Source organism: Streptomyces sp. NPDC004051 (assembly GCF_053604275.1).
Genome location: NZ_JBSGHG010000003.1, coordinates 75,050 through 86,704, shown reverse-complemented (window position 1 = coordinate 86,704; position 11,655 = coordinate 75,050). Strand labels below are relative to the sequence as shown.

General features: G+C 71.1%; 12 protein-coding genes, 1 pseudogene and 1 riboswitch. Of the genes and pseudogenes, 10 read left to right on the top strand and 3 right to left on the bottom strand.

Features of this window, described 5'->3' with window-relative positions; genetic code table 11:
- The 6 genes and pseudogenes from ACWEQO_RS05705 (at position 1) to ACWEQO_RS05680 (ending at position 5,801) form a co-directional block, all read left to right on the top strand.
- Positions 1 to 957 (top strand): ABC transporter substrate-binding protein, encoded by a 957-nt coding sequence (locus ACWEQO_RS05705; protein WP_361450156.1) that lies wholly within the window; start codon positions 1 to 3, stop codon positions 955 to 957.
- A pseudogene (locus ACWEQO_RS05700) lies at positions 957 to 1,220 on the top strand (glutathionylspermidine synthase family protein); the annotation flags it as partial. The gene ACWEQO_RS05705 and the pseudogene ACWEQO_RS05700, both read left to right, overlap by 1 nt.
- 90 nt (positions 1,221 to 1,310) lie before the next feature.
- Positions 1,311 to 1,418: riboswitch (ZMP/ZTP riboswitch) on the top strand.
- Positions 1,419 to 1,450: 32 nt separating this feature from the next.
- Positions 1,451 to 2,899: a glycine hydroxymethyltransferase gene (locus tag ACWEQO_RS05695; RefSeq protein WP_452979327.1), complete on the top strand. Its 1,449-nt coding sequence runs from the start codon at positions 1,451 to 1,453 to the stop codon at positions 2,897 to 2,899.
- A 165-nt stretch (positions 2,900 to 3,064) separates the two neighbouring features.
- The gene (gene trpS, locus ACWEQO_RS05690) at positions 3,065 to 4,072 is read left to right on the top strand and encodes a tryptophan--tRNA ligase (protein WP_452979324.1); all 1,008 of its coding nucleotides are present in this window, start codon (positions 3,065 to 3,067) and stop codon (positions 4,070 to 4,072) included.
- 186 nt (positions 4,073 to 4,258) lie between these two features.
- Complete coding sequence (locus tag ACWEQO_RS05685; RefSeq protein ID WP_452979321.1) at positions 4,259 to 4,837, top strand: 2'-5' RNA ligase family protein; 579 nt, start codon at positions 4,259 to 4,261, stop codon at positions 4,835 to 4,837.
- Positions 4,838 to 4,889: 52 nt separating this feature from the next.
- Positions 4,890 to 5,801: a YihY/virulence factor BrkB family protein gene (locus ACWEQO_RS05680; protein WP_452979318.1), complete on the top strand. Its 912-nt coding sequence runs from the start codon at positions 4,890 to 4,892 to the stop codon at positions 5,799 to 5,801.
- Here ACWEQO_RS05680 and ACWEQO_RS05675 read toward each other — a convergent pair.
- Positions 5,749 to 7,020: a D-alanyl-D-alanine carboxypeptidase family protein gene (locus ACWEQO_RS05675; RefSeq protein WP_452979315.1), complete on the bottom strand. Its 1,272-nt coding sequence runs from the start codon at positions 7,018 to 7,020 to the stop codon at positions 5,749 to 5,751. The two genes, ACWEQO_RS05680 and ACWEQO_RS05675, sit on opposite strands and share 53 nt — an antisense overlap.
- Before the next feature lie 172 nt (positions 7,021 to 7,192).
- On the opposite strand from ACWEQO_RS05675, the gene ACWEQO_RS05670 reads away from it, so the two are divergent.
- Positions 7,193 to 7,441 carry an SCO4848 family membrane protein gene (locus ACWEQO_RS05670; RefSeq protein WP_361450174.1) on the top strand — a complete coding sequence of 83 codons (249 nt, stop codon included), beginning with the start codon at positions 7,193 to 7,195 and terminating at the stop codon, positions 7,439 to 7,441.
- A gap of 24 nt (positions 7,442 to 7,465) precedes the next feature.
- Positions 7,466 to 8,857, top strand: a complete 1,392-nt coding sequence (locus ACWEQO_RS05665; protein ID WP_452979311.1) for a metallophosphoesterase — start codon at positions 7,466 to 7,468, stop codon at positions 8,855 to 8,857.
- A 63-nt stretch (positions 8,858 to 8,920) separates the two neighbouring features.
- Here the strand turns inward: ACWEQO_RS05665 and ACWEQO_RS05660 are convergent, their stop codons facing one another.
- The gene (locus tag ACWEQO_RS05660; RefSeq protein ID WP_361450180.1) at positions 8,921 to 9,694 is read right to left on the bottom strand and encodes a TetR/AcrR family transcriptional regulator; all 774 of its coding nucleotides are present in this window, start codon (positions 9,692 to 9,694) and stop codon (positions 8,921 to 8,923) included.
- Between the two features lie 63 nt (positions 9,695 to 9,757).
- Entirely contained in the window at positions 9,758 to 10,369 is a 612-nt protein-coding gene (locus ACWEQO_RS05655; RefSeq protein ID WP_452979308.1) for a Uma2 family endonuclease, read from the bottom strand.
- 223 nt (positions 10,370 to 10,592) lie between these two features.
- Here ACWEQO_RS05655 and ACWEQO_RS05650 point away from each other — a divergent pair, with 223 nt between their 5' ends.
- Both ACWEQO_RS05650 and ACWEQO_RS05645 read left to right on the top strand, forming a co-directional pair.
- Positions 10,593 to 11,066: a TM2 domain-containing protein gene (locus ACWEQO_RS05650; protein ID WP_452979305.1), complete on the top strand. Its 474-nt coding sequence runs from the start codon at positions 10,593 to 10,595 to the stop codon at positions 11,064 to 11,066.
- Positions 11,059 to 11,481 carry a DUF2752 domain-containing protein gene (locus ACWEQO_RS05645; protein WP_452979302.1) on the top strand — a complete coding sequence of 141 codons (423 nt, stop codon included), beginning with the start codon at positions 11,059 to 11,061 and terminating at the stop codon, positions 11,479 to 11,481. The genes ACWEQO_RS05650 and ACWEQO_RS05645 overlap by 8 nt, the downstream gene beginning before the upstream one ends.
- Positions 11,482 to 11,655 lie beyond the last annotated feature (174 nt).

The window sequence follows — 11,655 nt, the reverse complement described above, 5'->3', positions numbered from 1 at the left end:
ATGCGACGCCGTACGACCTCCGCGGCGGCCGGAGCCTTCGCGCTCGCGCTGCTCACCGGCTGCGGTGCCGCGGACATGACCAAGCAGGCCTCGCCGTACGCCAACGCCAAGGGCGCCCGGACGGTGAACCTGGCGGTGCAGTCCTGGGTGGGCTCCCTGGCCAACGTGGCCGTCGCCCAGTACCTGCTGGAGAACGAGCTCGGCTACCGCGTCGACGTCGTCCAGGTCGACGAGGTGCCCGCCTGGGACGCGCTCAGCCAGGGCCGGGTCGACGCGATCCTGGAGGACTGGGGCCACCCCGAACAGGAACAGCTGTACGTCGAGGAGAAGAAGACGATCGCGCGCGGCGGCGACCTCGGGGTCACCGGGCACATCGGCTGGTACATCCCGACGTACTTCGCCGAGCAGCACCCCGACCTGAAGAGCTGGAAGGACCTCAACCGGTACGCCGACCGGTTCCGCACCGCGGAGAGCGGCGGCAAGGGCCAGCTGATGGACGGCTCACCGGCCTACCTCACCCACGACAAGGCCCTGGTGAAGAACCTGGAGCTGGACTTCAAGGTGGTGTTCGCCGGCTCCGAGGCCGCGCTGCTCACCCAGATCAAGCAGTTCGCCAAGGAGAAGAAGCCCTTCCTCACCTACTGGAACACCCCCCACTGGCTGTTCGAGAAGGTGCCGATGACCGAGGTGATGCTGCCCCCGTACGAGGAGGGCTGCGACGCCGACCCGGCGGAGGTCGCCTGCGCCTATCCGACCGCCCCGCTGCAGAAGTACCTGAACGCGGACTTCGCGCGGGACGGCGGCGAGGCGGCGGACTTCCTGAAGAAGTTCGCATGGTCCACCGAGGACCAGAACGAGGTCTCCCTGATGATCGCCGACCAGAAGCTGACGCCTCAGGAGGCGGCGGAGAAGTGGGTGGACGGGCACGAGTCCACCTGGAAGGAATGGCTGTCCTGACGGCCGGTCCGGTCCGGGCCGGGCCGGGCACGAGGCGTGGTCCCGGGTCCGCCGAACACGGTGGGCCCGGGACCACGCCAAGCGTGCGCAGGAGGTCACATGCCGTTCAACAGCAGTTGGCCCCGCTGCCCGCCTTCGACGGCAACCACGTCGTCCTCGGCGCCTGGACCGTCGGGGACGAGTCCGCGGGCCTGGGCATCCGCGAGTCGTCGGGCCTGATAACGGACGAGTACGCTCGCTTCCTGCCCCATGTGATCCTGTGAACAGGACTCAGGGGGATTGCCCCTCCAGGGGGCGCTGTCGCCCGCAGGGTGGACGTCTTTCCGTGGCGCTCCGTGCCACCCGGTAGTGTGGCCGTGGGTCGTGACTGGCGCGTCGGGATGGAGCAACCATCGGGAAGCGGCCCCCGGAACGGTGACCAGCCGGGACCGGCACATGTGCCGTGCGCCTGGGCCATGCCGTGAACGCCGAACGCCACGTCCGGAGGTCCCCGATGTCCGTCGAGCCCCTCTCCACCGCTTCCACCGCCTTCCGCTCCGCCCTCGACGTGATCCGCGCCGTCGAGCCGCGCGTCGCCGACGCCATCGGCCAGGAGGTCGCCGACCAGCGCGAGATGCTCAAGCTGATCGCCTCCGAGAACTACGCCTCCCCGGCCACCCTCCTGGCGATGGGCAACTGGTTCAGCGACAAGTACGCCGAGGGCACCGTCGGCCGCCGCTTCTACGCCGGCTGCCGCAACGTCGACACCGTCGAGTCGCTCGCCGCCGAGCACGCCAAGGAGCTCTTCGGCGCCCGCCACGCCTACGTCCAGCCGCACTCCGGCATCGACGCCAACCTGGTCGCCTTCTGGTCCGTGCTCGCCCAGCGCGTCGAGGTGCCCGCCCTGGAGAAGGCCGGAGCCCGCCAGGTCAACGACCTCTCCGAGGCCGACTGGGCCGAACTGCGCCGCGCCTTCGGAAACCAGCGCATGCTCGGCATGTCCCTGGACGCCGGCGGCCACCTCACCCACGGCTTCCGCCCGAACATCTCAGGGAAGATGTTCGACCAGCGTTCCTACGGCACCGACCCGGCCACCGGCCTGATCGACTACGAGGCGCTGCGCGCCTCCGCCCGCGAGTTCAAGCCGCTGATCATCGTCGCCGGCTACTCCGCCTACCCCCGGCTGGTGAACTTCCGGATCATGCGCGAGATCGCCGACGAGGTCGGCGCCACGCTCATGGTCGACATGGCCCACTTCGCCGGTCTCGTCGCCGGCAAGGTCCTCACCGGCGACTTCGACCCGGTCCCGCACGCCCAGATCGTCACCACCACCACCCACAAGTCGCTGCGCGGCCCGCGCGGCGGCATGGTGCTGTGCGACGACTCCCTCAAGGACCAGGTCGACCGCGGCTGCCCGATGGTCCTGGGCGGTCCGCTCCCGCACGTCATGGCCGCCAAGGCGGTCGCCCTGGCGGAGGCCCGGCAGCCCTCCTTCCAGGACTACGCCCAGCGTGTCGTGGACAACTCCCGGGCCCTCGCCGAGGGCCTGATGCGCCGCGGCGCCACCCTGGTCACCGGCGGCAGCGACAACCACCTCAACCTGATCGACGTCGCCACCTCCTACGGCCTCACCGGCCGCCAGGCCGAGGCCGCCCTGCTCGAGTCGGGCATCGTCACCAACCGCAACAGCATCCCGGCCGACCCCAACGGCGCCTGGTACACCTCCGGCATCCGCATCGGCACCCCCGCGCTGACCACCCGCGGTCTGGGCACCGCCGAGATGGACGAGGTCGCCGGTCTCATCGACCGGGTCCTGACCACCACGGAGCCCGGCACCGCCAAGTCCGGCGCCCCCTCCAAGGCCTCCCACGTCCTCGACGCGAAGACCGCCGACGAGATCTCCCGCCGCGCCACCGACCTGGTCGCCGGCTTCCCGCTCTACCCGGAGATCGACCTCGGCTGACACCCCCGGGGCCCCTTCCGTCCGGGACTCCCGGCAGCCGGCCGGCTCCTGACACGACCACCCGCGCGGCGGTCCGGCACCCCACCGGACCGCCGCGGACGGAACGGGACCCCCTGTCCCGAACCAGTGCCCGACCGCCCCCCGCGGCCTGAGACAATGGTGAGCATGGCTTCTCCGCGCGTGCTCTCCGGTATCCAGCCGACCTCCGGCTCGTTCCACCTCGGCAACTACCTCGGTGCCGTCCGCCAGTGGGTCGACATGCAGAACACCCATGACGCGTTCTACATGGTCGTCGACCTGCACGCGATCACGGTCCCGCAGGACCCGAAGCAGCTGCGCGAGAACACCCGGGTCGCCGCCGCCCAGCTCCTCGCGGCCGGCCTCGACCCGGACCGCTGCACGCTGTTCGTCCAGAGCCACGTCCCCGAGCACGCGCAGCTCGGCTGGCTGATGAACTGCATCACCGGCTTCGGCGAGGCCTCCCGGATGACCCAGTTCAAGGACAAGTCCGCCAAGCAGGGCAGCGACCGGTCCACCGTCGGCCTGTTCACCTACCCGATGCTGATGGTCGCCGACATCCTGCTCTACCAGGCCGACCAGGTCCCGGTCGGTGAGGACCAGCGCCAGCACCTGGAGCTGACCCGCGACCTCGCCGAGCGCTTCAACCAGACCTACGGCGACACCTTCACCGTCCCGAGCGCGTACATCCTCAAGGAGACGGCGAAGATCTACGACCTTCAGGACCCGACCGCCAAGATGAGCAAGTCGGCGGCCACCCAGAAGGGTCTGATCAACCTGCTCGACGAGCCGAAGGCCACCGCGAAGAAGGTCAGGAGCGCGGTCACGGACACCGACACGGTGGTCCGTTTCGACCGCGAGCACAAGCCCGGCGTCAGCAACCTCCTGACGATCTACTCGACCCTCACCGGAACAGGTGTCGCCGAATTGGAGGACCGGTACGCCGGCAAGGGCTACGGTGCGCTGAAGACGGACCTCGCCGAAGCCGTGGTCGAGTTCGTGACCCCCTTCCGGGAGCGCACCCAGCAGTACCTGGACGACCCCGAGACGCTCGACTCGATCCTGGCCAAGGGCGCGGAGAAGGCGCGTGCCGTCGCCGCGGAGACCCTCGCCCGGGCCTACGACCGGGTGGGCTTCCTGAGCGCCAAGCACTGAACGGACCGGGGCGCCGGCCGTACTGAACGCGACCCGGGCACCGGTCCGTACCACCGGGTGAGCGCCGTACATCACGCCGGCTGCGCCTGCCCGGGACGGGGCCGTGGTCGTACAGTCGGGTGGAGGTGGCCGCTTCGGCGGTCACCTGGTGCTCGGCGGAATCACCATCACAACGAAGGAGACGACGTGGGGACCGTAACGATCGGTGTGTCGATCGCGGTCCCGGAGCCCCACGGCAGCCGGCTTCAGCAGCTGCGCGCGGGCTTCGGCGACGCCGCTGCTCACGGTATCCCCACGCATGTCACCCTGCTGCCGCCGACGGAGGTCGACGAGGGCGACCTGGCGGCCGTCGAGGCGCATCTGAGCGAGGTCGCCGCGACCGGGCGGCCGTTCCCCATGCGGCTGTCGGGCACCGGCACCTTCCGGCCGCTGTCGCCGGTCGTGTTCGTCCGGATCGCGGAGGGCGCCGAGGCCTGCACCTGGCTGCAGAAGCAGGTCCGCGACGCGTCCGGTCCCGTCGCCCGTGAGCTGCAGTTCCCGTACCACCCGCACGTCACCGTGGCGCACGGGATCGACGAGGCGGCGATGGACCGCGCCTTCGAGGAGCTCGCCGACTACGAGGCGCACTGGCCCTGCACCGGCTTCGCGCTCTACGAACAGGGCGCCGACGCGGTCTGGCGCAAGCTGCGGCAGTTCCCGTTCGGCTCGCCGGCGGTGCCGCCGCAGGCCGGGCGCGCGGACTGCGGCTCCGTCTCCGCGCACTGACCGGGTCCCGGGGCCGGGTTCCGGCTTCGCGGGACGGGGGCAGAGACGGTTCATGGACTGGCTGAAGAAACTCCCGGTCGTCGGCCCGTGGGCGGTGCGGCTGACGCGCACGCACGCGTGGCGGTCGTACGAGCGGATGGACCGCGTGCACTGGACGCGGCTGGCCGCCGCGATGACGTTCACCAGTTTCGTCGCGCTGTTCCCGCTGCTCACCGTCACCGCCGCGATCGTCGCCGCCACACTCGGCCGGGAGCAGCAGGACGCCCTCCAGGAGAAGATCACCCAGCAGGTGCCCGGCATCTCCGACCAGCTCGACATCAAGGGCCTGGTGGAGAACGCGGGCACCGTGGGCCTCATCGCCGGCGCCGTCCTGCTGTTCATCGGCATCAGCTGGGCCGGATCCATGCGCGAGTGCCTGCGCGCGGTGTGGGAGCTGCCCGACGAGGAGGAGAACCCCGCCCTGCGCAAGGCCAAGGACGCGGGCATTCTCGTCGGGCTCGGCGGCGCGATCCTGGTCACCCTGGGCGCGTCTGCCGTCGCCTCCGCGATGGTCGGCCGGATCAGCAGGGGCATCGGGCTGGAGGAGGGCGGCTGGGGCGGGATCGTGCTGCAGGTCGCGGCCTTCGCCGTCGCCGTGGGCGCCGACTTCCTGCTCCTGCTGTACGTGCTGACCCTGCTGCCCGGCGTCGAACCCGCCCGCCGCCGGCTGGTGGTGGCCGCGCTCATCGGCGCGGTCGGTTTCGAACTGCTGAAACTGCTGCTCAGCGGTTATCTGCAGGGGGTGGCGGCGAAGAGCATGTACGGCGCGTTCGGCGTCCCGGTGGCCCTGCTGCTGTGGATCAACTTCACCGCGAAACTGGTCCTGTTCTGCGCCGCCTGGTCCGCGACGGCGCAGAACGAGGAGACCGGGCTCACGGACGCGGGCGGCGGCGCACCAGATCCGGCAGCGGCCAACGGCGGTTGACCAGGAACGCCCCGCCCGCGAGCAGCACCAGCGCCCCGCCCGCGACGGCGAGCGCGGTGCCCATGCCGTCGGCGCCGCCCCCGGTCGCGGCGCTCGCCACCGGTTCGGCGCCCGCGGCGCCGCCCGCCTCGCCGGGGGAGGCGGAGGCGTCGGGCCGGGCGCCCGCCTGCACGGCGCTCCTCGGCGCCACCAGCTCACCCACCGGCTCGACCTTGCCGGTCGCCTTGAAACCCCAGTCGAAGAGCTTCGCGGTCTCCTCGTAGACCGCGTTGCTCCCGCCCTCCTGCGGGTTCATCACGGTGACGAGCAGCACGGTGCCGCCCTGCTCGGCGACCCCGGTGAAGGTCGCGCCCGCGTTGGTGGTGTTGCCGTTCTTCACACCCGCTATGCCCTCGTAGACGGGCATGCCGTAGGCGCCGGACAGCAGCCGGTTGGTGTTCTGGATCTCGAAGGACTTGCGGACCTTCTTGCCCTTCTTGTTCTTCTTCGTCTCGCCCGGGAAGTCGGCGCGGACCGTCGAGGCGTACTCCCGGAAGTCCTTCTTCTGCAGTCCGGAGCGGGCGATCAGCGTCAGGTCGTACGCGGACGACACCTGGCCCTCGGCGTCGTAGCCGTCCGGGCTCACCGCGTGCGTGTCGAGGGCCTGGAGCTCCTCGGCGTGCTCGTTCATCTCCCGGACGGTGGCCTCGACGCCCCCGTTCATGGCGGACAGCACCCGCACGGCGTCGTTTCCGGAGCGGAGGAAGACGCCCAGCCACAGGTCGTGGACGGTGTAGGTCTCCTCCTCCTTGATGCCGACCATGCTGGAGCCGGGGCCGATACCGGCGAGGTCGGAGGGGGCGACCCGGTGCTCGGCGGCTCCGGGCCACTTCGGCAGCAGCGTGTCGGCGAACAGCATCTTCAGGGTGCTCGCCGGGGCCAGCCGCCAGTGCGCGTTGTGCGCGGCGAGCACCTCGCCGGACTCGGCGTCGGCGACGATCCAGGAACGGGCCGACAGTTCCTTCGGCAGCACCGGCACCCCGCTCGCGAGGTTGACCTGCGTTCCCGGCTGTCCGAGCCGGGCGCCGCCCACCGACGACATGGTCGCCGGGGGAGTGGCCGAAGGGCTGCTCGAAGGGTTCGGCGCCGCGAGTGCGACGGGAGCGGTCAGCGCGGCGGACAACAGAACGGCGGAAGCGATCAGCAGCGATCGCCGGATGGAGTTCTTGGGTGCGGGCACGGACGGAAACGTACATGCCCCGCCTGTGGAAGTCCCCCTTCCGTCCCCACCCCGCGAACGGAACCGGACACCGTCCGGCGATACTGGATCCATGCCGTGCCCGTCCGGGGAAAACCCCCTGGCCTTCTGGCCGCCTCCGGGTGCCCGGCGTCGCGATGAAAGGTTCGATCTGGTGAAGCTCAGCCGCCCCGTCTCCTGGTTCCTGCTCGCCTTCGGGGTGTGGAGCTGGATCATCTGGGTCACTTTCGTCAGGAACCTGGTCAAGGACGGCAGCGGGCTCGCGTTCGACGACGGCGAGCCGACGGCGTACTTCTGGGTCCATCTGCTGCTGGCCGTCGTCTCCTTCGTATGGGGGACGGTCATCGGAGTCATCGGGTTGCGCGGTCTGCGCGCACTGAGCCGGACGTCACGGACGTCGTAACGGAAAACTGGGGAACACCGCACCGTGCCCATCCTCTTCGTCCTCGTCCCCCTGCTGGTCCTCGCCGTACTGGTGACGGGCAACTGGTACATGTGGCGCCGCCTGTTCCACGACACGACCCGGGGGCCGGGCGCCGTGCGCCGTTGGGGGGCCCTGTTCTTCATCGGGTGCTGGGCGCTGACCTTCGCGGCCTTCTTCACCACGCGCAGCAGTGCCCCGTTCTGGCTCAAGCAGGTCCTGGCCTGGCCCGGCTACCTCTGGGTGGCCCTGTGCCTCTACCTGTTTCTGGCGGTGCTCGCGGGCGAGGTCGTACGCCCGGTGCTGCGCCGGGTCCTGGAGCGCCGGGCGGCGCGGCGGACGGCACCGCCGCACGAGGAGCCGGCGCCGATACCCGCGGGGGCGGCGGCCGCCGCACCGGGGTCGGACACCCCTGACCCCAGCGGCGTTTCCGGGGCTCCCGGCACCCTCGACCCGGCCGCTCCGGACTCCGGCCCCGATGCCCCGGGGACCCCCGCTGCTCCTGAAGCCTCTGACGTCCCTCAAGCCTCTGACGCTTCCGAAGCCCCTGACGCTCCTTCAGCGCCCGCCGGCCCCTCCCGGCGTCTCTTCGTCTCCCGGGTGGTCGCCGGGGCCGCCGCCGCTGCGGCCGTCGGGACGGTCGGGTACGGCACGGCCGACGTGGTGCGCGGACCGCGGGTGAAGCGGGTCACCGTGCCGCTCGCCAAGCTGCCCCGCGCGGCGCACGGTTACCGGATCGCGGTGGTCAGCGACATCCACCTGGGGCCCGTTCTCGGCCGGGGCTTCGCGCAGAGGGTCGTCGACACGATCAACTCGACCCAGCCCGACCTGATCGCCGTCGTCGGCGATCTGGTGGACGGCAACGTGAAGGAACTCGGCCCGGCCGCGGCCCCCTTGGCGCAGCTGACGGCGCGGCACGGTTCCTTCTTCGTCACCGGGAACCACGAGTACTTCTCCGGCGCCGAGGAGTGGGTCGAGGAGGTGCGTCGGCTCGGCCTGCACCCCCTGGAGAACGCCCGCACGGAACTCCCGCACTTCGACCTCGCCGGGGTGAACGACCTGGCCGGTGAGAACTACGGCCAGGGCCCCGACTACGCGCGGGCGCTCGGCGACCGGGACCGGGACCGCGCGTGCGTGCTCCTCGCCCACCAGCCGGTGATGGTCCACGAGGCCGTCGACCACGGGGTCGACCTCCAGCTCTCCGGCCACACCCACGGCGGCCAGCTCTGGCCCGCCAGCTACCTCGCCGCCGCCGCCAACCCGACCCTCGCGGGTCTGGACCGGTACGGCGACACCCAGCTGTACGTCAGCCGCGGAGCCGGCGCCTGGGGCCCGCCGACCCGGATCGGCGCGCCGTCGGACATCACGGTGATCGAACTGGCGTCGAAGCAGACCTGACGGCGGCTTCGGGCGTCTCCGCTCCGGGCGCCTGCGCTCCGGGCGCCTGCGCGCGGGGCGCGGTCAGCCGAGCGGTGCGGGGCGGCCGTGCTCGGCGGGTGCCGTGCCGCGGGGCTTCGCCGGATCGGGCAGGACCCCGGTCAGGCCCGGCAGGAAGTCGGTGAACAGCTCGTGGACCTCGCGGACCAGCGGGCGCAGCACGCGGAACCGGGACAGGGCGACCCCCCGCGCGGCGATGCGGGCGCCGCGCTCGGCGAGGCGGTGGCTGCGCGTGCGGTCCTCGGTGCGGTCGAAGATCCAGTACAGGACGAGGCCCATCTGGGCCAGCCACAGCAACTCGGGCAGCACCTCCCGCAGTTCCGGTGCGACCTTGGCCTCCGATCCGGCCAGCACCTCCCGGTGGACGGCGATCGCCTGCGTGCGCGCGTGCTCCGACTCGGGGGAGAAGGGGCTGAGCGGGCTGTCCGGGTCGGCGGCGTTCTTGAAGAACTGCACCGCGAACTCGTGGTACGGCGTGGCGATGTCCAGCCATGCCTTCAGCACGCCCGCGAGCCGTGCCTCCAGCCCGGTCTCCCGGTCCAGGATCTCCCGGACCACCAGCCGGTGCTCGGCGGCGATCCGGTCGTAGAACCCCTGGATCAGGTGTTCCTTGCCCTCGAAGTAGTAGTACGCGTTGCCGACGGAGACCCCGGCCTCCGTGGCGATGGCCCGCATGGTCGTCCTGTCGTACCCGCGCTCCCGGAACAGCCGCATGGCCGTCTCCAGGATCAGGGCGCGGGTCTGCTCGGACTTGCTGGGTGCGGCACCCTCGCCGGGACCGTCGTTCTTCGCGCACACGGGAGGAGAGCCTAACCGGACGCCGGCGGTGATCCCGAGCCGGCTGCGGGAGCTCCGCGCTCCTCAGTCGTCCGTCCGGGGCTGCCCGGCCCGGAGGATCTCGGTCACGTCCAGGGTGACCTTGGCGCCGATGGAGTCGGGGAGGGTGACGAGCTCACCGGGGACGTGCGGGCGGTGCATCCTGTACTCGTTTCCGGTGGGGCCGGTGAGGACATGGAGGCGTTGGTGTTTGCGATCTACGATGACGTAGACGGGGACCTTCGCCTCCGCGTACGCACTGACCTTGGCGCGCAGGTCGGCCCGGTAGTTGCTGGAGGTGACCTCCAGGACGAGGCGGAAGCAGATCGGGTCGTAGCAGTTGTTCTCGACGTAATGGTCCTCGTAGTCGGCATCCACGAGAGAGAGGTCGGGGACCGCGTAGTCCTCGGCACCGCTCGGCAGCCAGAGACCGACGCCTTGGACCACCTTCGAGTCCGCGCTGTGAAGGCCTGCCGTCACGAACGGCAACATGAGGTCGGTCAGGACTACGGCGTGCGGGCCGTCCGGTGGCGGGGTCACGAGGAGCTGGCCTCCGATGATCTCGACGCGGTAGCCCGGAATGCGTTCCATGAGACGGTTCGCCTCCGCGATCAGCGGACGCTCGTCGTGGGGCCGCTCGACGGATGCTGCGGACATCACGTGCCTCCCAGGGGCTGGTGTCGAGACCATCATCGTAGGGCGGGCGACGCCTTCATGGCCTGTGCGGCAGGGTTCACCCGATGGTGTGGCATATGCCCAAGGGGTCCGTTCCCGGTAGGAACGGACTCCTCGGTGACCGGGGCGGGGACCGGCTTCTCTTTGTTGTCCGTGTCCTGCAAACTGACTGGCAGTTCCCGCATTCACCAGGAGAGACACCACCGTGAGCGAACAGCCGCAGCAGCCGTCCCAGCCGCCTGGTTTCGGCCCTCCGAACCCCGACGCGGCCGGTAAGTCCGGCCCCTACGGCTACCCGCAGGCCGGCCAGCCCGGCCAGCCCGGTTACGGCTACCCCCAGCAGTCCCCCGGCCAGCCCGGCTACGGCTACCCGCCGCCCGGCTACCCGCAGGCGGGCTACCAGCAGCCCCCGGGGTTCCCGCAGGGCGACCCGCACGCGCCCTACGGGTACGACCCCTACGGCCGCCCCTACTCCGACAAGTCGAAGATCGTCGCCGGTGTCCTCCAGCTCTTCATCGGCTCCCTGGGGATCGGCCGGTTCTACGTCGGTTCGGTCGGCATCGGCATCGCCCAGCTGCTCACCTGCGGCGGCCTCGGCATCTGGGCGCTGGTCGACGGCATCATGTATCTGGTCAGCAACGACCGCACGGACGAGCAGGGGCGGATCCTGCGTGGCTGACGCGGCCCGTTCCGCGCCGGCCGGGGGGCGGCGACCGCGGTGGCATCCCGCGGCGCCCCCCGTGGCACTGCTGGTCGCGGGCGCCGCGGGCGCCGCCTACCTGTGGGGCACCAATCCGCACGAGCCCGGCCATGTCCTGCCCCAGTGCCCGTTCCGGGCCGTCACCGGCCTGCTGTGCCCGGCCTGCGGCGGCACCCGCATGGCGTACGACCTGATGCACGGTCACTTCGCCGCGGCCTGGCTGGACAACCGGGCCCTGCTGCTCGCCACGCCGCTCGTGCTGGTGCTGTGGGGGCGCTGGACGATCGAGGGCCTGCGAGGCCGCGCCTGGTCACCTCGGTTCGCCCCCTGGGTCCAAACCCTGATCCTGCTGACGGCGGTGGCTTGGACGGTGGCCCGCAACCTCGTCCGGTGACACGCGTGATCACGGTACGGGAACGTTTGTTCCTCCCCTCTCCCTCCTCGCCGACCTGGCCGTTTACGCTCCTCACGCGCAGGGGGGACGGCTGACGGACCGTGGGCTGTCGCGCGTGGTCGTGTACGCGGTCGGCGGATGCTCCCTCCTGGGCGGTCTGGGCAGAGTCGCCCG